A 21,307-nucleotide genomic window follows, 5' to 3' on the forward strand; every position below is an offset into this window, starting at 1 on the left:
AAATGGACTCTGGCACCACCACGCTGCCGGGAGGCGAACGCCTCCGCAACCCTGCGGTCGCGGAGGCGCCTTGCAGCAGCCGATCAGGGCCGTTTCATGTTGCAGGTGGTCGGAAGCATCGTCTTGTCGGTGTCGATCTTGGAGACGATGTGCCAGCCCCAGCCGGTGTTCTCTTCGTCGAACGGCTCCTTGGCCTTGTCGGTGAGCGAGCCGAACGAGGAGATGTAGATCGGCTGGAAGAACTGGTGGTCGTCCTTGCGCATGAAGCCGTCGCCGCCGTCGAACACGTCGAACTTCATGCCCTCGAGGGCGGCCGCGACTTTCACCGGATCGATCGAATTGGCTTTCTCTGCGGCGGCCTTGAACATCCGCATCTCGTTGACGGCGCGCGGATACCACACGGAAATGCCGGTCTTGGCGCGGAAGTCCTTCTCGAAATCCATCGCCGCCTTGTTGCCGGAGTTCGGGACGCCTTCGCTGATCTGGAACACCTGGTTCTCGAGGCCGGTCTGCTTGATCGCGGTCGGCCCACCGGCGCCGCCGGCATAGTAGGTGTACCAGTTGACCTTGAGACCGGCGTCGGCTGCGGCCTTCAGCAGTAGTGCGAAGTCCTGGCCCCAGTTGCCGGTCACGACGGTGTCGGCGCCAGAGGCCTTGATCTTGGCGATGTAGGGCGAGAAGTCGGTGACCTTGAGCATCGGGTGCAGTTCGTCGCCGACGAGCTGGATGTCCGGGCGCTTTTCGCCCAGCATCTTGCGCGCCGTTGATCGCACCGACTGGCCGAACGAGTAGTCCATGTTGATCAGATAGACCTTCTTGATGGACGCCTGGCCCTTCATGTAGTTGGTCAGCGCTTCCATCTTGATGTCCGAGTTCGCATCCCAGCGGAAGTGCCAGTAGCTGCACTTCTCGTTGGTCATGCTCGGATCGACCGCGGCGTAGTTGAAGTACAGCACTTCTTTGCCGGGGTTGCGCGAATTGTTCTTGGTGACGAAATCTTCCAGCGCCGCACCGACCGACGAGCCGTTGCCCTGGGTGATGTAGTGGATGCCGGCGTCGACCGCCTTCTGCGCCTGCACCAGGCTTTCCTGCGGATTGGTCTTGTTGTCGAGCGGGACGATCTCGACCTTGTGGCCGAGGATGCCGCCCTTGGCATTCAATTCGTCGGCGAGATACTGAAACGTCTTCAGGCCGCCTTCGCCAACGCTGGCGCCGCCGCCGGAGAGCGGATCGATATAGCCGATCTTGATGGTTTCCTGCGCGGACGCCGCGCCTCCCAACACCGTCAGCGCTGCCGCGGCGGCAACGATCAGCCTATGCATCCTGCGTTCCTCCCTTGCTCGTGTTCTGATTGATCTTAAGCGATCGAGGCCGTCTCATAACCCCAATTGCCGCGCCTTCGCAACTTTCGCTTTGAATACTGCGTCAAGTTTTAGCGGAAGGTAGTATCATGTTATAGGCTATATGGCTTCAGAATCGGTCGGCAATTGGTCGCTGTTTTGAATTGCAGGTAAACTTTTGGATGAGGCTCCGCTCGCGCGCTGGTGCATGGTTTGGAACTGACGCCGTCCGTTGTCCGACTTTCACCTCCCCTTGAAAAGAGGAGGTCGCTTTGCTCGCGAGAGCGAAGCGGGTGGGGATCGGCTCTCTCCGCTTGCAGCGTCGCTTGCGGCTGACCCCCATCCCGATCTTCCCCCTTTCAGGGGGAAGGAGAAGGCTGAGCCACCGTCGCGGCTCAGGCCGGATGCCGGCGCGGCTTGAGGCCCGCGAGAAACAACCGCGCGAAATGATCGGCGATCTCTGCCGGCGACCAGTCGCGCCGGGTCTTGAACCAGATCGGATACCAGTGGCCCATTCCGGTCAGGATGCGCTCGGCGAAATAGGTATCGATGCGGCGGAAGCGGCCCTCGTCGATCCAGCGCTGATAGCTGTTCTGGTCCTGCCGGATCGTCGCCAGCACGTCTCCGACATAGGCTTTGCGGTCGGCGTCGTTGAGGTAGTTGATGTTGTGGTAGGTCGCCTTCGGGCCGCACGGCGTGTCGTGCAGCATCAGCAGCAAGCGGATCCTCTGCACGATGTGATCGAATGCGCCGAGGCTGTGCTCCTGCAGGTGCTCGCGAATGCTGACCTCGCCGGCCAGCCCGCGCCGCAGGCAAGCCAGCAACAGGCTCTCCTTTTCACTGAAGTGATAGTAGATGCCGGCGCGGGTCATGCCCGCGTCCACGGCGATGCTTTCGAGCGACGTGCCCGACGCGCCCCTGCGGTTGAAGCTGTCGGAGGCAATCGAAAGCATCCTGTCGAACTTTGCGGCCCGCTTGTTCAGCGCCGCGCGCGACTCCAGGAATGGGGCAAGGCTGAGCGGTTTGGGCATCTCGGGGATCGCGATCTCGCGCCGGTAAACGCCGTGCGTGATGATGTCGTCGATGGCATCGATCGCCTGCTGGCGGGTGTAGTAGTCGCGTTCGGACAGCCAGAACGGCACCCAGTCCAGGATCGAGATCAGCGCGACGGCCGTGAGCAGCGGTTCGTCGCAGGCGATCGAGCCGTCGGCCACGCCCCGCTGCAGAATGTCCGCAAGCCACGCGGCATTCTGCCAGCGTTTGGCGTGAACCTCGCTGCTGTAGGGCGCAGCCAGCGCATCGATGTCGGTGAACAGGATCATGCGCTGGCTTTCCGGCCGCAGCCTGCCGCGCACGAAGCGCCTGACGATCTCGAGCCCGTCGATGCCGGGCTCGGCGGCCGCCTCGATCTCGTGCCGATAGATCGCAAGGCCGCGCAGATAGCAGTGGAAGATCAGATCTTCCTTGTCGCGGAAATAATGGTACAGCGCGCCGGGCACGGCCCGAACCGATGCCGCGACCTGCTCCATCGTCACGTTCGCATAGGAGTGGCGGGCAAACAGCCGGGAAGCTGAGACGAGGATTTCTTCAGCCCGATCCGTCGGGTCGGCGGCGACTTGCAAGCTCGAATGCCCTTCCTGATCGCGGAACGAAGTCCGCCCGGGAGATAATCCCCTTGGCAGCCGCTTGTCGATCTGCGATAGACGCTGGTATACCATACACCAGTAGCCTTTTGGAGAGATCATGGCGCGCAACATTCTGATCCTTGGAGCTTCCTACGGCTCCCTGCTGGGGACCAAGCTTCTGATGGCGGGGCACAACGTGTCCCTGGTGTGCCGCAAGAACACCGCTGACCTGATCAACCGCGAAGGCACCGAGGTGCGGATCAAGCTGCGGGACGAGAAGGAGCATCGCTCGATCTTCTCGCGCGACCTGCCGGGCAAGCTCGACGCCGTTACGCCCGCCGATGTCGACGTGTCGCGCTACGACATGGTCGGGCTTGCGATGCAGGAGCCGCAATACACCAACCACACGGTTCGCGTGCTGATGATCAAGATCGCGGCAGCGAAGCTGCCCTGCCTCTCGATCATGAACATGCCGCCGCTGCCGTATTTGAAGCGGATCCCCGCGCTCGCCGGCATGGACCTCGAGGAGGCCTACACCAACGCGCAGGTCTGGGAGCGCTTCGAGCCCGGCCTCGTCACGCTGTGCTCGCCCGATCCGCAGGCGTTCCGTCCGCCGGAGGAGAAGGCCAACGTGCTGCATGTCGGCCTGCCGACCAACTTCAAGGCCTCCGCCTTCGCCGACGACAAGCATAACAAGGTGCTGCGCGAGCTCGAAGCCGACATCGACGCGGTGACGCTCGACGGTCAGGACGTTCCGGTGAAGCTGAAAGTGTTCGATTCGCTGTTCGTGCCGCTGGCCAAATGGTCGATGCTGCTGACCGGCAATTATCGCTGCATCACGCCGACGGAGCCGCAATCGATCCGTGACGCCGTGCACGGCGATCTGACGCGCTCGCAGGCGATCTATGACCATGTCGACGGCATCGCGCGCAAGCTCGGCGCCGATCCTGCCGACCAGGTGCCGTTCGCGAAATACGCCAAGGCGGCGGAAAGCCTGCTCAAGCCGTCATCGGCGGCCCGCGCGGTCGCGGCCGGCGCGCCGTTCATCGAGCGCGTCGATCTGCTGGTGAAGCTGATCTCGCACCAGCTCGGCACGCCGAGCGCCGAGATCGACCGCACCGTCGAGACCGTCGACCAGAAGCTGAACGAGAAGATCGTGCAGGGCGGCTCCGGCGCGGAGTGACGCAGACCGCGTCAGTTTGAGCGAGACACACGCGGCGCGGTTCGAACGCGTCGCCGCGACGATCAAGCGACGGCATGCTTGCACCCGGGATCATGATGCGATGACTGTCGTCGCATCATGATCCCATTTCCTTATCTCGCGCATGCGCCTCCTGTGATCCCGACGGCCACGCCGCTCGGTGCCCGCAGCGCGCACGGCGTTCATTGGCGCCGACACTTCCCCAACCACGGGTGAGTTTTCTCCGAACGTCACATCGCAAGTGACGAATGGGTTAGTTTGTGACGGATAAGTCAGGTTTGGCGTCGTCGTGTCGTGATAGGATGACATTGCTGACGGTGGCGAACGCAGGGAGGGAGGTAACCCGAAAAATCCGGATCGTTCGGAAATAATCGCGGCTCCGCAGGGTTGATTAGCAGTTAGGCTCCAGCGGGACGACAATAACATAGGTTAAGCTCCCGCTTTCCGTCGGAACTCCCCGCGCAGTACTTTTAATGCGCAACACCTGAAAGGGAGTGCACAGATGAAACGCATGACAGCCTCGCTTGCCATTGGCGCTTGCCTGCTGCTTGCATCGGCGGGTGTCGCGCTTGCCGCCAATCCCCACCCATCTACGACCAGCGGCAAGGGACAACCTGGTTCGAACAACGGCGTCGCATGCAACACTGGTAGCGTCGGTGGCGGGCCGGGCGGATCGGCGAACGGCGGTGGTTCCCCGTTCAACCCCACTCCGACGACACCGAACGGGATCGTATATGCCGGAAACCCGGGGAATCCGACGGCGCAGCCTGGAGGCGTCGGCAATCCCGATCATGCCGTCTCCCAGTACGACGTTGCCTGCTTCCAGGCGTCACAAATGCCGTAGCGCGGGCGCGACAGGTTTGAATTGACCATCCGTTCCGGCGCCGCCGGAAGCTGACGGCGCCGACGACGGGTCGAAAGCTTGATACGGGATCACAGCCACATGCGCTTGCTCGTGGCGGCTCTGCTTTGCGCTTTGGTTCTCGGGCTCGGCTATACCTACGGTTTGGACAAGCCGGAGCCGACATATCTCACCGCGCCCGTAGAACGCGGCAACGTCTCAACTCTTGTCAAGGCGAGTGGAACCGTCGAGGCCGTCATCAGCGTCGACGTGAGCTCGCAGCTCTCGGGGCGAGTTGCAGAGGTCTTCGTCAATTTCAACGACGCCATCAAGGCCGGCCAGCCGATCGCGCAGCTCGATCAGGAGATCTTTTCCGCACGCGTCAATGAAGCGAAGGCCGCGCTTCGGGTAGCGAACGCGGCGACACAGGTGACGAAGGCCGCGCTGGAGCGCGCAATCGTCGCGGTTGCGAATGCGCACACGGCCAGGAAACAGGCGGAGGCACAGTCGACGTCGATCAGGGCGCGACAGGATGAACTGGAGCGGGATTTTCAGCGCAAGTCCGAGCTGATGCGCACCGGCAGCGGCACCGAGCGTGACCTGGGTCAGGCGCGCGCTCAGCGCGATGCCGGGGCGGGCGAGCTGCGTGCTTCTCTCGAGCAGATCGAGATGAAGGCGCAGGCCATTGCGATTGCCGATGCCGAGAGAAACATGGCCGAAGCCAATCTCGCGAATGCGCAGGCCGTCGCCGAGCAGAGACAGGCGGTGCTCGAGCAGGCGCGGGTTGACCTCGATCGCACCGTGCTTCGCGCACCGATCGACGGACTCATCATCAAGCGGGACGTCAACCCGGGTCAAACCGTCGCCGTCAGCCTTGAGGCGAAGACGCTTTTCAAGATCGCCAACGATCTGCGCCAGATGGAGGTGCACGGAAAGGTCGACGAGGCCGACGTCGGACAGTTGAAAGTCGGGCAAACGGCCCTGTTCACGGTAGATGCCTTTCCGGATCGAACGTTCACCGGACGGGTCTTGCAGATCCGCAAGTCACCCGAGGTCGTGCAGAACGTCGTCACCTATACGACGATCGTCTCCACGTCGAATCCGGACCTTCTGCTGCTGCCGGGAATGACCGCGCAACTTCGGATCGTGGTCAGCGATACCGGCGAGGTGCTCAAGATTCCCGGTCAGGCGCTGCGCTTCCGGCCGATGGAGGCCGGTTCTCGATCCGCAGGTCAGGGGCAGGCCGAGGCGGCTTCGTTGAAGGCAGTCGCAACCGTCTGGCTCGTCGGTGATGACGGACAACCCAAGCCGATTGCCGTCAAGCTGGGCGCGACCGATGACAATGGGGCAGAGCTCCTGGAAGGTTCGCTCGTGGAGGGCCAGCGCCTGATCATCGGGGTCGCCGATGCGCAAACCGTCGGACGCGCGTTCGGCATTCGTCTCGGGTTCTGAGACCGGATTTTCAAGATGCAGCCTCTGGTCCGAACCATTGCTCTCGCCAAACAATATCCGTCCGGAGAAGCGGTCGTCTCTGCGATATCCAACGTGTCGCTCTCGATTGCGGTTGGCGAATTCGTCGCGATCCGCGGCCGCTCGGGCTCCGGGAAGTCGACCCTGATGAACTTGCTAGGTCTGCTCGATCGGCCCGACTCCGGCGAGTATGTCCTGAAAGGACAAGACGTCGCAGAATTGAGCGAGGACGCGCGCGCGGCCATCAGGAGCCGTGACATCGGCTTCGTGTTCCAATTGCCGACGCTTCTGCCGCGATCCACGGCGTTGGAAAATGTCGAGCTGCCTCTGGTGTACGCATCCGTAACGCGCCAGATGCGCCGCCGCCGGGCGATGGATGCACTCGCGCGCGTGGGTCTGGCGACGCGCGGTCATCATTGGCCGAACCAGCTTTCGGGCGGAGAGCAGCAGCGGGTCGTGATCGCCCGCGCGATCGTCAACAATCCCGCCTTCATCCTGGCCGATGAGCCGACCGGTTCGCTGGACAGCAGCACGAGCGAGGAGATCCTGTCCCTGTTCGACGGGCTGCACCGCGACGGCCACACCCTCGTCGTGGTGACGCATGCCAACGAGGTGGCCGGTCGAGCACAGCGCCAGATCACCTTGCATGACGGACGGATCGTCCATGACGAGCGGGCGGCCGGCGAACAGTCGCAGCCGAGCGCCCGCGACCCGGAAACTCATCCATGAGCCCCGTGGAGAATCTGCGCATTGCGACCCGCGCGCTTCGCGCCAACAAATTGCGTAGCGCGTTGACCGCCCTCGGAATCATCGTCGGCGTCGCGGCGGTGGTCTGCATGGTGTCCGTGGGAGCAGGCGCACAGGCCGAGGTCTCGGAGAAGATTCGCACGCTGGGCGCCAACCTCCTGCTGGTCCTGCCCGGAGCGAGGAATTCCGGAGGAGCGCGACTCGAGTCCGGAACACAGCCCACCTTGACCGAAGAGGACGCCACCGCGATCCGCCGCGAGCTGGCCAACGTGCAAGTCGCAGCCCCCTTGCTGTCGCGATCGATGCCGCTGGTCGCGCTGAACAGGAATTGGAAGACGCTGGTGGCCGGAATAAATGCCGACTATCTGATTGCGCGCGAATGGCAGGTGATCGAAGGACGAGCGTTCAATGGCGACGAGACCGTGTCAGCCGCCAAGGTCGCCATCGTGGGGGCGGTGATCGTCGACGAACTGTTTGACGGGCGCACAAGCGTCGGCGGTTCGATTCGAATTGGCAACGTGCCCTTCACGGTGATTGGCGTTCTCGACAAGAAGGGATTGGGCGCAGCCGGACGCAGCCAGGACGACGTCGTGTTCATTCCCCTGTCGACGGCAAAAAGTCGCGTGCTCGGCGCCGTGCACGGCACCACGCGCGAAGCCCTGGATTTCATTTCGGTCAAGCTGGCCGACGCGAGCGTGCGACCGGAGGCCCAGCGCGAGATCGAGGAACTGCTCCGGCAGCGCCACCGCATTCGCCACGATGCTTCCAGTGATTTCAGGATAGAAAATCCGGCCGACGTGCTGACCGCACGCGGTGCCGCGGTACGGACTCTCGGGATTCTTCTGATCGCGGTGGCTGCGGTTTCGCTGGTGGTCGGCGGCATCAGCATCATGAACATCATGCTGGTGTCGGTGACCGAACGGACCCGTGAAATCGGGCTGCGCATGGCGGTCGGGGCCAACCGGCGCGACATCCGCTGGCAGTTCCTGATTGAAGCCTTGATTCTCGCGCTGATCGGAGGCGCCGCGGGAGCTGTCCTGGGAGCGGTCGCGGCTGTCGCGATCGCATGGAATGCCGGCTGGCCGGTGCTCATCAGCCCGTGGGCCATCATGATCGCCTGCGGATTCGCAGGTCTCGTCGGTGTCTCGTTCGGGCTCTATCCGGCGCAGAAGGCCGCGCGGCTCGATCCGATCGCGGCGTTGCGATTTGAATAGAAGTGGGCCGGCGCCGCCGTCTTGCCATGCATCGGCGATCGGCAAGGTGCGCAATCGCGGACGCCGGAAGCATGGCTCGGCCAGTCCGGCTGAGATAGGCTTACGCAGTTGCGGTTGGAGCCAAGCACATGCCGAACAAATCGCTGCCTCTCCTTGCAATCTATGGCGACCTCGACCGTGCGCGCGACATCATGCGCGCCTGGCGGCCGCTCGACCACCTTTCTCCTGATGACGCCGAGATCGTCGTGAAGGCGATCGCCGAAGGCATCGCGCGCGGCCGCCGGCACGGGCTCGAGATGGGGCAGTGCCATCTGGCGGCGTGAGCTAAACGCTCGGCAATATCGCCAGCACGTGACGTGAGCACGCCGGTTAGGCTCCCTCTCCCCTTGCGGGAGAGGGTGGGGAGAGGGGTGGCCCCGGGCGAGATGATCGATATTCGCGGTGCTATCGCAACATTGCTTGTTTGCCGTTCGTCGCTCGTTTGAGAGGGCACGTCGTGTGGCACCCCTCTCCCCACCCTCCCCCGCAAGGGGGGAGGGAGCCCTTCCGCCGGTGGCTCCATCCCATCGATCGGTCGCCCCCTCGAAACGACCGCTAGCTCTGCTGCTTCACGGCCAGAATCGTCACCGCGCGCGTCTGGTGGCTCGGCGTCTGGAAATCGATGGTCTGGCCGACCGACAATCCGATCAGCGCGGCGCCGACCGGCGTCAGCACCGAGATACGCCGGAGCGCGATGTCGGCTTCGTGCGGGTACACCAGCACGACTTCCCTGACATCGCCGGTCTCGTCGTCACGGTAGCGGACGCGCGAGCCCATGCGGACCACGTCGGGCAGTTCGGAATCGTCGGCGACGACCCGGGCCCGGTCGGTTTCGCGCGCGAGGAACTGGGCCACGCGCGGAAACACCGCCATGCTGGAATCGGCTAGCGCGCTGAGGCGCTGCGCCTCGCTCGCGGTGATCACGATCGGCGGCAATGCAGGCGCGGTGAAGTCGTTCTGAATGGTTCGGGTCATGTCGGATGATCTTTGCGGTTGATCGCAGGCGCGGCGACGCCGGCGCGCGCTTGTCTCGCGCGATGCGGCCGGACGAATGATTTTGATGGTGTTATGAATTGACGACGTCGTGAATCCGGACGGCGCGCGATCGCCGGCCGGCTAATTGCCTGCGTGCAGACGTCCAGCGCGCAGTCCGAGGCGCGCAATGCGGGTGTCGATGCTCAACATGTCGATCATGGCACTATCAACATAGCCGCTGATCACGCCGCATCCATTGCGGCGAAAGCGCGCATGCGCCGCCTCACGGCTGGCCGATGCCGGTGAGGCCGAGCACCGCGCCGGCGGCAAGCGCTAGCAGCGGATGGATGCGGGTCGTCGTGGTGGCGATCGCGACGCCGGCCGCGATCAGGATGGTGCCCCAGCCCGAGACCGAGGCATGGGTAATGACGATGGCGCTGGCGGTGACGAGGCCGGCGGTGACCGGAACCAGGCCGGCCTGCACCGTGCGGCGCCACGGCCGGTCCTTGAAGCGTTCCCAGAGCCGGAGCGCGAAGCCGGTGACCAGCGACGACGGCCCGAACTTGGCGAGCGAGGTCACCAGCACGCCCGAGAAGCCCGCGACATGCCAGCCCACCAGCGGCACCACCATCATGTTCGGCCCGGGCGCGGCCTGCGCCAGCGCGAACAGCGCGCCGAATTCCTGCGCCGTCATCCAGTGATTGACGTCGACGACCTGGCGCTGCATCTCCGGCAGGATGGTGTTGCCGCCGCCGAAGGCGAGCAGCGAGAGCTCGGCGAAGATCAGCGCGAGCGTGACCAGGGTTGCGGTCATGACGCCTGCCTCAACCGGAGGACAATGCTGAGCGGAGCCAGCGTCAACAGCGTCGGCAGTAGCGGCAATCGGAACACCGCGATCGCGAGCACGCACAGCGCACCGATGACGAGGCCGAGCACGTCGCGTCGCAACGGCCAGGCGATCTTGATTGCGGTCGAGATCAACAGCCCGGCGGCCGCGGCGGCGAGGCCGCCGAATAGATGGCGCACCACCGGGTCGTCGGCGAAGCGGCCATAGATCACGCCGAGGCCGATCACAACCGCGGTCGGCACCGCGATCAGGCCGAGGATCGAGGCGAACGCGCCGGGAATACCGCGAAACTTCAAGCCCACCGCCACCGACATGTTGATGATGTTGCCGCCGGGCAGGAACTGGCAGAGCCCGAGCAAATCGGTGAACTCGGCGCCGGAAAGCCAGCGGCGCTTCTCCACCATCATGTGGCGCGCCAGCGGCAGCACGCCGCCGAAGCCGGTCAGCCCGAGGATGAAGAAGCCCGTGAACAACTCGCCGACATCAGGTGCGACATGCTTGGTGGTCTGTGCGGCGGGTATGGCGTCCATCGGCGGGCGGCTCCGGTTCATTCGCTGTTGAGTCTACATTAGTTGGCCACGTGCCAAATTTCCAATATATGGATAAGGGAATTCGCATATCTATTGCATATGGGTTTGTTTCGATGATCGAGCTGCGCCATCTCCGCTATGCCGTCGCGGTGGCCGAAGAGGGCCATATCACCCGCGCCGCCGCGCGGCTTGGCATCCAGCAGCCGCCGCTCAGCCAGCAGATCCGCGCGCTGGAAGCCGCGATCGACGCGCCGCTGTTCCGCCGGCAGCCGCGCGGCGTCGAGCTGACCGCCGCCGGCCGTGCCTTCGTCGGCAAGGCGCGCGCGATCCTGCGCGACGCCGAGCTTGCGGTGGAAGCCGCGCGCCGCGCGAGCCGCGGCCAGGAAGGCCAGCTGGCGATCGGCTTCACCTCATCGGCCGCCTTCCATCCGTTCGTCACCGGGGTGATGCGCGAAATGCGCGAGCGCGCCCCGGCGATCACGTTGTCGCTCGAGGAGGCCTCGACCGGCGAGCTGATCGAGGCCGTCGAGGCCGACCGCCTCGATGCCGCATTCGTGCGTTCGCCGAGCGAGAGGCTGGAAAACCTCACGATCACCCATCTGCTCGACGAGGAGATGGTGGTGGCGTTGCCCGACCATCATCCGCGTGCCCGCAAGAACACGCGGCGGCGGATCTCATTGGCCTTGCTCGCCGACGAGCCCTTGATCCTCTACCGCCGCCCGACCGGTCCGGGCCTCTACGACAGCATCATCGCCGCCTGCCGTGCCGCGGGGTTCAGCCCGAAAGTGGCGCAGGAGGCGACGCGGATGGTGTCGACGCTGAGCCTGGTCGCGGCCGGGCTCGGCATTTCGATCGTGCCCGAATCGATGGCGCGGCTGGAAACCGCAGGCGTGTCCTATCTTCGCCTCGACCGCGCCGCGGGCCTGGTCGCGCCGCTCGCGCTGGCGCGCAAGAAGGGACCTGCCGGCGGCACGCTCGGCCGCCTGCTCGCCATCGTGACGCGGCGGGTGAAGGATCGCGCTGGCGTTTGAGGGACGTAGCTGAACGTTCCGCTGCCGCCTGTGGCGCGGAATGTGGGGAGTTTGGCGAACGCGCGCGTCCCGGCGCGGCTAGATCATTCGCATCGGACCCCGATGCCCGCGTATCGATCGCAACGGCTCAGTTGCATCCGGCGGCCTCGGGTTCAATCACCACAGTGAAAGGCAGTTTCAATGGCACGTTTTCCTGTCCATACGCTCGACTCCGCCCCTGAAGCCTCGAAGCCTGCCCTGCGCGAGGTCGAGGCGCGGTTTGGCATGATCCCGAACCTTGCGGCGACGATGGCGACGTCACCGGTGCTGATCCAGAGCTTCATCGGCATCTTCGACAAGGTTCACGGCGGCAGCTTCACCGAGCAGCAGATCCAGACCGTGCTGCTCACCGATGCGGTGACCAATGGCTGCACCTGGGCGGTCGCCCTGCATTCCGCGCTCGGCCTGCAGGCCGGCCTCGATCCCACCGATGTCGATGCGATGCGTGCGGGCCGCTCGCCTGCCGACAAGACCCTCGGCGCACTCTCGACGCTGGCGAGGTCTCTGATCGAAAAGCGCGGGCGGCTCGACGACGAGGAGATCGAACGGTTTCTGGCGGCCGGGTTCTACAAGGACCTCGTGCTGGAAGTGATTGCCATCGTGGCGGCATCGACCATCACGAACTACACGGGCAGCGTGACCAATCCGCCGCTGGAGGCGGGATTGCAGGACCATGCCTGGAAGGGCTGACCCGACCTCGGCCGACCGTGAATGACAACGTGCCGGCCGCAAGGCCGGCGCGCCTCCGATCGTCGCATCGTGAACCCGCTCTAGCCCGCAAATCTGGCGCGATAGTCCTGCGGCGTGGTCGACAGCACGCGCAGGAAGCTGCGACGCATCGTCTCCTCCGACCCGAAGCCGCAGCGCTGCGAGATCCGCTTGATCGGCAATCGCGTCTCCGACAGCAGGTGCCGGGCGCCCTCGACCCGTAGCCGCTCGATTGCGCGGGCCGGCGTCAACCCGGTCGCGTCGGCGTAGTGCCGGCTGAAGCTGCGCTCGCTCATGCCGGCCTGTCTCGCCAGCGTCGCAAGCGAGAGGTCGTCGGCGAGATGGCCGCTGATCCAGTCATGCAGCGTGCCGAACCTGTCGTCGGTCGTTTGCAGCGACAGGATTTCGCTGAACTGCGCCTGTCCGCCCGGCCGCTTGAAGAACACGACGAGATAGCGGGCGACGGCAAGCGCCGCTGCGCGGCCGAGGTCTTCCTCCAACAATGCCAGCGCGAGATCGATGCCGGAGGTGACGCCGGCCGACGTCCAGAACGATCCGTCGCGCACGAAGATCGGGTCGGGTTCGACGCGAACAGCGGGAAAGCGCTCGGCGAGTTCTGAACAGAATTGCCAATGGGTCACGGCACGACGGCCATCGAGAACCCCCGATGCCGCGAGCAGGAACGCGCCGGTGCAGACCGATGCGGTGCGGCGTGCCTGCCCGGCGCGTCCGCGCACCCAGTCTACCAAGCCGGCATCGGCCGCCGCAGCGTTGACGCCGTCGCCGCCAGGAACAACCAGCGTGTCGACCGCGGTGCCGATCGCGGGCAGCGGATGCACCGCGATTCCGACGCCGGCCGATGCCTCGATCGTCGGGCCATCCTTGGCGACGACGCGGACCTCATAGGGCTCGGCGTTGCCTGCCCTGGCCGCCAGCGCGTTGGCGGACGCGAACACCTGCAATGGCCCGGTGACGTCGAGCAATTGCACCGCCGGGTAAGCCAGCACTTCGATCAGGCGGCGGCCTTTTGGCGAGAAACGTGGGCTGGTTGGCGTCATCGCCGAAGCGTGCCGCGCTAGATTCGCTTTGTCCATAGTTCAAGCGAAGTTTGAGGGAAGTTCGATGATTGCTCATGATGTCCACTTGCGGATCGGATCACTGCTGTTCGAAGGCGTCGATCAAATCGATTTGACCGGACCGTTCGAGGTGTTGTCGCGGATTCCGAATTCGACCTACCGCATCTACGGCAAGACCGCCGAGCCCGTCCGCGACATCAAGGGATTGCGGCTGACACCGGATGCGACGCTGGCCGAAGCGCCGCCGCTCGATGTGCTGCATGTGCCGGGCGGCTTCGGTCAGCAAGCGTTGATGGAGGACGCGGAAGTGCTCGGCTGGATCAGCCGGCAGGCGGCAGGGGCGTGCCGCATCTTCTCGGTCTGCACGGGCGCGCTGATCTGCGGCGCGGCGGGCCTTCTGCGGGGGCGCAGGGCGACGACACATTGGGCGTCGTTTCATCTGCTGCCGTTCTTCGGCGCAACTCCTGTCAACGAGCGCGTGGTGGTGGACGGAAGCTTTGTCTTTGCCGCCGGAGTCACGTCAGGCATCGATGGCGCATTGCGGCTCGCGGCTGAATTGCGGGGCGACGATGCCGCGCGCGCGATCCAGCTCTATATGGTGTATGCGCCGGAGCCGCCGTTCGACAGCGGCACACCGGAGACCGCGCCACCCGAAATCCTGCAGCAGTCGCGCGAGGCCGTGCGCGCGATCACGGCGCAGCGGGAGGAGACCGCGCGGCGGGTGGCCGCCAGGCTCGGCGTCGTCGTTGGAGCTTGAGCCCCTGGGCTAATTTCCCGGTTCAAATGTGCAGTCGGCGCCGCCGCCGGCCTTGTCCTTGATCACCTTGGGATCGAGCGTGCAGGACAGTTTCGACAGTGCCTCGTAGATCGTGCCCGCGGCGCCGTCGCCGGGAACGCCGGCCAGCGCCACGGTCGCGTAGATCGCGTTGGCTTCGCCGCCCTTCACGGTGTGGGTCTTGCTGCCGAAGGTCAGCGCGCAGGAGCGCGAGGTGATGTCGACATTGCTGGCGCGGCAGACCACCTTGTCGGCGGTGACGGTGATCTTCCTGGTGATGCGGACGTTGCTGTCGCCGCCAAAGAACGCGGCGACTGCCTTCTTCTCCCTGGCCGGCAGCGAGGAATAGGGCGCCACCACGCCGGCGAGCGCCAGCGCGACCGAGCCGGACGTGGTCGCAGGCGCGGCCCATGCGGCGGACGAGGCCAGCGACAATGAACATGCGAGGATCGTCAATCGGCCAAGCCCCATTCCCGTCTCCTGTATTCGCGCTTTCCGCGGCGCGAAATCGCTAGCATGTCCGGCGGCGCGCATGGGTGATGCCGTTCACATGCCATCCCGCAACTTCGCGTGAGGCGCGGATGCGCGTACAGGGCAGGGCGGCCCCGCGTGGACCCGCTTGCGCGATCGCGCCATCGGCGGCACAGTCCAATCCGCGGCAGCGATGCCGCCAACAATGAAGACCAAGACAGTTCGAGGAACGCCATGGCGGCCACGCGCATCGACTGCGACATCCATCCCGCGGTGGGAGGAACGCGCACCACGCTGCTGCCTTATCTCAGCGATCACTGGAAGGAACAGGTGGTCAGCCGCGCCATCGACGGGCTCGACCTCAATTCCTATCCGCCGTCGATGCCGCTGTCCGGCCGCGCCGACTGGCGGCCGGCCGACGGCAGCAAGCCCGGCAGCGATCTCGCCATGGTGCAGCGCGGCGCGTTCGACCAGCTCGGCGCCAGCCACGCCATCTGCAATGTCGTCTACGGCGCGCAGGCGGTGTTCGATCCCTACATGGCGGCGGACTTCTGCAAGGCGATCAACGACTGGATCGCAGCCGAATGGCTCGCGAAGGACACGCGGCTGCGCGCCTCGATCGTGGTGCCGATCCAGGCGCCGGATCTCGCGATCGAGGAGATCGAGCGCAGGGCCGGCGACAACCGCTTCGTCTCGGTGCTGGTGCCCTCGCAGAACGAGACGCTGCTCGGGCGGCGGCATTATTGGCCGATCTATCAGGCCGCGGAGAAATACAGGCTGCCGATCGCGATCCACGCCGGCAGCGCTTATCGCGGCGCGCCGAGCTCGATCGGCTGGCCGTCCTATCGCTACGAATACTATCTCGCCGAAGCGCAGGCGTTCCAGGCGCAGACGCTCAGCCTGATCTATGAGGGCGTGTTCGGGAAGTATCCGGGATTGACCGTCGTGCTGATGGAGTCGGGCGTCAGCTGGCTGCCGGCCTTCATGTGGCGCGCCAACAAGACCTGGCGCGGCGTGCGCGTCGAGGTGCCGTGGGTGGAGCGCGAGCCGGCCGCGATCATCCGCGAGCATTTCCGCGTCACCATGCAGCCGTTCGACGCGCCGCTGGATGCAACGGGTGTCGCCGACATCATCGACCAGATCGGCTCCGACAAGATGTTCCTGTTTGCATCCGACTATCCGCATTGGCAGTTCGACGGCGACGATCCGGTCCCGCGATATCTGCCGAAGAGCCTCGTCAAGAGGATGAGCGAGGACAACCCGTTGGAAACCTTCCCGCGTCTGAAATTGGACTCTTAGGAGGATCGCATGAGTGATGTCATCGACCGCCCGATGCTCGATCAGGAGAAGACCGCGGCGACGCGGCTCAAGATCATCGACTGCGACATCCATCCGAGCATTCATGCGCACAGCGACCTCAACGAGTTCCTGCCGAAGCGCTGGCAGCAGCATCTGAAGGAATATGGCAGCCATCTGCGCACGCCCTATATCGGCACCACGCCGTATCCGCGCTCCTCGCCGCTGATCGCGCGGCGCGACGCCTGGCCGCCGACCGGCGGCGTGCCCGGCTCCGATCTCGATTTCATGCGCAAGCAGCATCTCGATCCGTTCGATGTCGAGTTCGGCATCCTGCAGGTGCTCGACCTCTTCATCTTCTCGCAGCAGAACCTGGAATTCGGCGCCGCGATCCAGCGCGCCATCAACGACTGGCAGCTTGCGTTCTGGGCGCATCGCGATCCGCGCCTGAAGGCCTCGATCCTGGTCGGGCAGGACGGTTCCGACCTCGGTCTCGCCGAAATCGAGCGCTGCGCGAAAACCGGCGAGTACATTCAGATCAACGTCTCGCCGCGGGCCAACGAACCGCTCGGCCGCCGCCGCTACTGGCCGATCTACGAGCGCGCGCAGGAGCTCGACCTGCCGCTCGGCATCCATGTCGGCGGCTATGGCGGGCACGCGCCGACCGGCGGCGGCTGGCCGTCCTATTATTGCGAGGAGCATCAGTCGAACGCCCACACGGTGGCCTCGAATCTCACCAGCCTTGTGCTGGAAGGCGTTCCGGAGCGCTTCCCGAAACTGAAGATCGTGTTCATCGAGGGCGGCTTCGGCTGGATCCCGGCGACGATGTGGCGGATGGACCAGCATTTCGAGCGCTTCCGCAGCGAGGTGCCGCATCTGAAGCGCAGGCCGAGCGAATATGTGAAGCAGCATTTCTGGTTCACGACCCAGCCGATCGACGAGCCGGATGAAGCCAGGCATCTGCGCCAGCTGATCGAATGGGTCGGCATCGACCGGCTGCTGTTCTCGTCGGACTATCCGCATTGGGACTATGACGACGCGCGCTACGCCTTCAAGACGCCGCTGACGGAGGCCGAGCGGCGCAAGATCTTCAACAGCAACGCCCGCGCGGTCTACAAGTTTTAGGGGTACAGATGAATTTGCTCCGCGCTCCGCTTGACCTCGCCCCGCGCGCGGGGAGAGGTCGGAATGCATCGCTAGATGCATTCCGGGTGAGGGGGAGTCTCCGCGAACGCAGCTATCACCGCATATGCGGAGACAGCCCCTCACCCCAACCCTCTCCCCGTAAGAACGGGGCGAGGGAGCGCAGCGCCGCCGCTATTCGACCTACTCTCATCACGCGCTAGGATTGCAATGGCCCGTCACATCGTCGCGCGCACCAGCGAAATCCCTGCCGGCGGCAACAAGGTGTTCGGCCTCGAGGGCCGCGACATCGTCGTGTTCCACGTCAATGGCGAGTTCTTCGCGCTGCTCAATCGCTGTCCGCATGAGGGCGCGCCGCTGGAGAAGGCGGCCTGCGTCGCGCGCCTGACCTCGCCGGAGCCCGGCATCTATCACCGCGATCGCGTCGGCGAGATGCTGCGCTGTCCGTGGCACGGCTGGGAGTTCGACATCCGCAATGGCCAGTCCTGGTTCGATCCGAACCGATTCAGGATCCGCTCCTATCCGGTCGCGGTCGAGAGCGGCGCCGAGTTGCAGAAGGGGCCGTATGTCGCCGAGACGTTTCCGGTGCACATCGAAGACAATTACGTGATCGTCGAGGTGTAAGGGCTATCCCGTTGGCCCGGACGTGACCGAGATCGTATTATTGCAATATCTTCAATAATGAAGTTCCATCGGCGATAATTATAATATCTGCTGCAATGCGCCACCTTGAGGTCGCGGCCGGGATAACCCCGTCCACCACATCAGGAACGGCACCATGAAGCTCTTTCACTTTGCCCTCTCCGGCCACGCGCATCGCGCGCGCCTGTTTTTGTCCCTGCTCGGCATTCCGCACGAACTGGTCGACGTCGACCTCAAGTCCGCCGCGCAGAAGCGGCCGGAATTTCTCGCGCTTAACCCGTTCGGCCAGGTGCCGGTGCTCGACGATGACGGCATCATCATCCCCGACTCCAACGCGATCCTGGTCTATCTCGCGACCAAGCTCGGCCGCACCGACTGGCTGCCGCAGGATGCAAAGGGCGCTGCCGCGGTCCAGCGCTGGCTGTCGGTCGCCGCCGGCGATCTCGCGTTTGGGCCCGCTGCGGCCCGTCTCATCACCGTGTTCGGCGCAAAGCACAATCCGGACGACGTGATCGCGCGAGCGCACGTCCTGCTGAAGCGGCTCGAAGCCCATCTCGCCGGTCGCGACTGGCTGGTCGGTACCGCGCCGACAATCGCCGATGTCGCGCTCTACAGCTATCTGTCGAGCGCGCCGGAAGGCAACGTCGATCTCTCCGCCTACCCGCGCGTCAACGCGTTCCTGCGCCGCATCGAGGCGCTGCCGGGCTTCGTGCCCTTTGCCAAGACTGCTGCCGGTCTGGCGGCGGCTGCGTGAGATGTCGACCGGGCGTGCCTTCGGGCACGCCCGTCCAATCCCGTGAAGGGAGCGCGATGAGATGAGCGACAGGCGAACCAAGAGCAAGCTCGCGACCTGGCATGAAGGCGAGATGGCGATCCAGCAGAAGGTCGGCGTCGCCGAGAAGATGGCGGCGGTCGGCCAGCGCGCGGTGCGGGATTTCATGCCCGACCAGCATCGCGATTTCTTCGCGCAGATTCCCTTCATCGTGGTCGGCAGCGTGGACCAACGCGGAGACGTGTGGGCCTCGTTGCTGGCCGGCCGGCCCGGCTTCATCTCATCGCCGACGCCGCGCAGCCTCGAGATCGATGCGCGGCCCGACCCCAGCGATCCCGTGGGTGAAGGCATGCGCGAGGGCGATGCGATCGCGTTGCTGGGTATCGAATTGCACACGCGGCGCCGCAACCGTGCCAACGGGCTGCTGCGTGCATCGTCGGGCAGGGCGCTCAGCTTCGAACTCGACCAGAGTTTTGGCAATTGTCCGCAATACATCCAGCTGCGCGATTTCGCCTTCGTGCGCGAGCCGAATGAACCGTTCACGGGAGAGATCGAGTACGGCACGACGCTCGACCAGGCCGCACGCGAGATGATCGCTGCTGCCGATACGTTCTTCGTGGCGTCCTATGCCGAGCGCGAGGATCGACGCCAGGTCGACGTCTCGCATCGCGGCGGCAAGGCCGGTTTCGTTCGCGTCGCCGCCGACGGCACGCTGACGATCCCCGATTTCGCCGGCAATCTGTTCTTCAACACGCTCGGCAACATCTTCGTCAACGGCAAGGCCGGGCTGCTGCTCGTCGATTTCGAAACCGGCGACATGCTGCAGTTGACCGGCGATGCCGAGGTGATGCTGGACTCGCCGGAGATCGCGGCGTTTCATGGCGCCGAACGGCTGTGGAGCTTCCGCGTCCGCCGCATGGTGCGCCGGCGCGGCGCGCTGCCGCTGCGCTGGGCATTCCGCGCCGAAGGCTGGTCGCCGAATGCGCTGATGACCGGCGACTGGGCGCAGGCCGCCGACCGGCTCCGCGCCGCCGAGCGCGCGACGCAGTGGCGGCCGTTCAAGGTGACTCGCATCGTCGACGAGAGCCGCTCGATCCGGTCGTTTCATCTGCAGCCGGACGATGGCGCAGGGCGGCTGCCGCATCAGGCCGGACAACATCTACCGATCCGCGTCACATTGCCCGGCGCCGACAAGCCGGTCATTCGTACCTACACATTGTCGGTCGCGCCATCGGACGGCATGTACCGCATCAGCGTGAAGCGCGACGGGCCGGTGTCGCAGCATCTCCACGACACGATCCATGTCGGCGACATCATCGAGGCGCGGGCGCCGGGCGGCGGCTTCACCATCGATGCGCGCGAGAAGCGGCCCGCGGTACTGCTTGCCGGTGGCGTCGGCATCACGCCGATGCTCGCGATGCTGCGTCACGTGGTCTATGAGGGGCTGCGCACCCGCGGCATCCGGCCGACCTTCCTGTTCCAGGCTGCGCATGCCAGGGCCGATCGTGCGTTCGGCGGCGAATTGCAGCAACTGGCCGATGCGGCCGGCGGCGCTGTCCGCATCACCCGCGTGCTCAGTGATGTCGATGGCGCCGAGCAGGGTACCGACTACGACGCCGCAGGGCGGATCGACATGGCGCTGCTGTCGCGCGTCCTGCCGTTCAACGACTACGACTTCTATCTGTGCGGGCCGCCGCAGTTCACCCAGTCGCTCTATGACGCGCTGCGCGGCTACAACATCGCCGATGACAGGATTCACGCCGAGGCGTTCGGTCCGTCGTCGCTGCTGCGGAAGCCGGACATGGTCACGGCGGCGCCGCCGCGCCGGCCGGCTGCGACCGCGCCGGTCCCGGTCGCCTTCACCGCTTCGATGAAGGAAGCGCGCTGGACGCCGGAGCAGGGAACGCTGCTCGAGCTGGCGGAAGCGCGCGGCCTCAGCCCCGCGTTCAGTTGCCGGGAGGGCAATTGCGGAAGCTGTCGAGCCCGATTGCTGGCAGGCGCCGTGACTTATCTGAAGGAGCCGACCGCCGAGGTCGCCGATGATGAGGTGCTGATCTGCTGCGCGGTGCCGGCGAAGCCGAAGGCCGATGGCGAGGATCGCATCCAGCTGGATCTCTGATCGACACCGCGCACCGGCGCGCGCGGCGTCCTCGCTGACGCTCAGCCCATGCTGCCCGGCATGAAGCAACGCGGCCGCGGATGACCATTCAGGTAATACGGCCAGACCATGGTGTGGCCGGCGCGGTTCGGTCCGGAGACGACGGCCTCATCGGGAACGTCGACCCACTCACCCTCCAGGCGCACGCGGTAGTGGCCGTCCTTGGTGTCCCAATCGGCGTCGTCGACACGCGTCGCGTCAGTGCCGTCGCAGCAGGGCCCTTTGCCGCTATGCAGGCTCTCATACCAGCCGTTTAACTCGGGATGATCGTGATCATGGGCCTGGGCTGGGCCGATCGCCGTTATCGACAGCAGGGCGGTAAGTGCAGTGAGCGTCGCGCGCCAAAACGATGTGTTCATCTGGTTCC

At 65.1% G+C, this 21,307-nt stretch carries 22 protein-coding genes; 14 read left to right on the top strand and 8 right to left on the bottom strand.

All coding sequences use genetic code 11. The annotated features are described in order from the left end of the window. Positions 1 to 83 precede the first annotated feature (83 nt). Positions 84 to 1,322: a branched-chain amino acid ABC transporter substrate-binding protein gene (locus XH92_RS06420; RefSeq protein WP_194458493.1), complete on the bottom strand. Its 1,239-nt coding sequence runs from the start codon at positions 1,320 to 1,322 to the stop codon at positions 84 to 86. Positions 1,323 to 1,735: 413 nt separating this feature from the next. Further along, positions 1,736 to 2,962 carry a TetR/AcrR family transcriptional regulator gene (locus tag XH92_RS06425; protein ID WP_246788278.1) on the bottom strand — a complete coding sequence of 409 codons (1,227 nt, stop codon included), beginning with the start codon at positions 2,960 to 2,962 and terminating at the stop codon, positions 1,736 to 1,738. Between the two features lie 121 nt (positions 2,963 to 3,083). Here XH92_RS06425 and XH92_RS06430 point away from each other — a divergent pair, with 121 nt between their 5' ends. The 6 genes from XH92_RS06430 to XH92_RS06455 all read left to right on the top strand — a co-directional run bounded on the left by XH92_RS06430 (position 3,084) and on the right by XH92_RS06455 (position 8,761). Further along, positions 3,084 to 4,148 carry a ketopantoate reductase family protein gene (locus tag XH92_RS06430; protein WP_028332920.1) on the top strand — a complete coding sequence of 355 codons (1,065 nt, stop codon included), beginning with the start codon at positions 3,084 to 3,086 and terminating at the stop codon, positions 4,146 to 4,148. A 520-nt stretch (positions 4,149 to 4,668) separates the two neighbouring features. Beyond that, complete coding sequence (locus tag XH92_RS06435) at positions 4,669 to 5,010, top strand: adenylate cyclase (RefSeq protein ID WP_194458494.1); 342 nt, start codon at positions 4,669 to 4,671, stop codon at positions 5,008 to 5,010. A 99-nt stretch (positions 5,011 to 5,109) separates the two neighbouring features. Continuing rightward, a complete protein-coding gene (locus XH92_RS06440) occupies positions 5,110 to 6,459 on the top strand; it encodes an efflux RND transporter periplasmic adaptor subunit (protein WP_194458495.1) in 1,350 nt (449 codons plus the stop codon). A 15-nt stretch (positions 6,460 to 6,474) separates the two neighbouring features. Continuing rightward, positions 6,475 to 7,206 carry an ABC transporter ATP-binding protein gene (locus XH92_RS06445; RefSeq protein ID WP_194458496.1) on the top strand — a complete coding sequence of 244 codons (732 nt, stop codon included), beginning with the start codon at positions 6,475 to 6,477 and terminating at the stop codon, positions 7,204 to 7,206. Beyond that, entirely contained in the window at positions 7,203 to 8,438 is a 1,236-nt protein-coding gene (locus XH92_RS06450; RefSeq protein ID WP_194458497.1) for an ABC transporter permease, read from the top strand. Before XH92_RS06445 ends, XH92_RS06450 begins: the two co-directional genes overlap by 4 nt. 128 nt (positions 8,439 to 8,566) lie before the next feature. Continuing rightward, on the top strand, positions 8,567 to 8,761 hold the full coding sequence (locus XH92_RS06455) for a hypothetical protein (RefSeq protein WP_194458498.1): 195 nt from the start codon (positions 8,567 to 8,569) through the stop codon (positions 8,759 to 8,761). A gap of 271 nt (positions 8,762 to 9,032) precedes the next feature. Here XH92_RS06455 and rnk read toward each other — a convergent pair whose 3' ends face one another. From rnk to XH92_RS06470, 3 genes are all read right to left on the bottom strand, one after another. Further along, the gene (gene rnk / locus XH92_RS06460; protein WP_246788280.1) at positions 9,033 to 9,452 is read right to left on the bottom strand and encodes a nucleoside diphosphate kinase regulator; all 420 of its coding nucleotides are present in this window, start codon (positions 9,450 to 9,452) and stop codon (positions 9,033 to 9,035) included. A 283-nt stretch (positions 9,453 to 9,735) separates the two neighbouring features. Beyond that, positions 9,736 to 10,266 (bottom strand): chromate transporter, encoded by a 531-nt coding sequence (locus tag XH92_RS06465; RefSeq protein WP_194458499.1) that lies wholly within the window; start codon positions 10,264 to 10,266, stop codon positions 9,736 to 9,738. After that, a complete protein-coding gene (locus tag XH92_RS06470; RefSeq protein ID WP_194458500.1) occupies positions 10,263 to 10,829 on the bottom strand; it encodes a chromate transporter in 567 nt (188 codons plus the stop codon). The genes XH92_RS06465 and XH92_RS06470 overlap by 4 nt, the downstream gene beginning before the upstream one ends. Before the next feature lie 113 nt (positions 10,830 to 10,942). On the opposite strand from XH92_RS06470, the gene XH92_RS06475 reads away from it, so the two are divergent. Then, on the top strand, positions 10,943 to 11,860 hold the full coding sequence (locus XH92_RS06475; protein WP_194458501.1) for a LysR family transcriptional regulator: 918 nt from the start codon (positions 10,943 to 10,945) through the stop codon (positions 11,858 to 11,860). A 180-nt stretch (positions 11,861 to 12,040) separates the two neighbouring features. Continuing rightward, entirely contained in the window at positions 12,041 to 12,589 is a 549-nt protein-coding gene (locus XH92_RS06480) for a carboxymuconolactone decarboxylase family protein (RefSeq protein ID WP_194458502.1), read from the top strand. Positions 12,590 to 12,669: 80 nt separating this feature from the next. Here the strand turns inward: XH92_RS06480 and XH92_RS06485 are convergent, their stop codons facing one another. Beyond that, positions 12,670 to 13,665, bottom strand: a complete 996-nt coding sequence (locus tag XH92_RS06485; RefSeq protein WP_194458503.1) for a GlxA family transcriptional regulator — start codon at positions 13,663 to 13,665, stop codon at positions 12,670 to 12,672. Positions 13,666 to 13,729: 64 nt separating this feature from the next. On the opposite strand from XH92_RS06485, the gene XH92_RS06490 reads away from it, so the two are divergent. Beyond that, on the top strand, positions 13,730 to 14,440 hold the full coding sequence (locus XH92_RS06490; protein WP_194458504.1) for a DJ-1/PfpI family protein: 711 nt from the start codon (positions 13,730 to 13,732) through the stop codon (positions 14,438 to 14,440). Between the two features lie 9 nt (positions 14,441 to 14,449). Here XH92_RS06490 and XH92_RS06495 read toward each other — a convergent pair whose 3' ends face one another. Further along, positions 14,450 to 14,929, bottom strand: a complete 480-nt coding sequence (locus tag XH92_RS06495; RefSeq protein ID WP_194458505.1) for a hypothetical protein — start codon at positions 14,927 to 14,929, stop codon at positions 14,450 to 14,452. Positions 14,930 to 15,163: 234 nt separating this feature from the next. On the opposite strand from XH92_RS06495, the gene XH92_RS06500 reads away from it, so the two are divergent. The 5 genes from XH92_RS06500 to XH92_RS06520 all read left to right on the top strand — a co-directional run bounded on the left by XH92_RS06500 (position 15,164) and on the right by XH92_RS06520 (position 20,901). Next, on the top strand, positions 15,164 to 16,228 hold the full coding sequence (locus XH92_RS06500; protein WP_194458506.1) for an amidohydrolase family protein: 1,065 nt from the start codon (positions 15,164 to 15,166) through the stop codon (positions 16,226 to 16,228). Positions 16,229 to 16,237: 9 nt separating this feature from the next. Beyond that, the gene (locus XH92_RS06505) at positions 16,238 to 17,350 is read left to right on the top strand and encodes an amidohydrolase family protein (RefSeq protein ID WP_194458507.1); all 1,113 of its coding nucleotides are present in this window, start codon (positions 16,238 to 16,240) and stop codon (positions 17,348 to 17,350) included. 228 nt (positions 17,351 to 17,578) lie between these two features. Then, on the top strand, positions 17,579 to 17,992 hold the full coding sequence (locus XH92_RS06510; RefSeq protein WP_194458508.1) for a Rieske (2Fe-2S) protein: 414 nt from the start codon (positions 17,579 to 17,581) through the stop codon (positions 17,990 to 17,992). 154 nt (positions 17,993 to 18,146) lie between these two features. Continuing rightward, the gene (locus XH92_RS06515) at positions 18,147 to 18,764 is read left to right on the top strand and encodes a glutathione S-transferase family protein (protein WP_194458509.1); all 618 of its coding nucleotides are present in this window, start codon (positions 18,147 to 18,149) and stop codon (positions 18,762 to 18,764) included. Between the two features lie 61 nt (positions 18,765 to 18,825). Next, a complete protein-coding gene (locus tag XH92_RS06520) occupies positions 18,826 to 20,901 on the top strand; it encodes a pyridoxamine 5'-phosphate oxidase family protein (protein WP_194458510.1) in 2,076 nt (691 codons plus the stop codon). A 41-nt stretch (positions 20,902 to 20,942) separates the two neighbouring features. Here XH92_RS06520 and XH92_RS06525 read toward each other — a convergent pair whose 3' ends face one another. Next, positions 20,943 to 21,299, bottom strand: a complete 357-nt coding sequence (locus XH92_RS06525; protein WP_194458511.1) for a hypothetical protein — start codon at positions 21,297 to 21,299, stop codon at positions 20,943 to 20,945. Positions 21,300 to 21,307: the final 8 nt, after the last annotated feature.

Origin of the sequence: Bradyrhizobium sp. CCBAU 53421 (assembly GCF_015291625.1) — a bacterium.
In the GTDB taxonomy this organism is placed as follows: domain Bacteria; phylum Pseudomonadota; class Alphaproteobacteria; order Rhizobiales; family Xanthobacteraceae; genus Bradyrhizobium.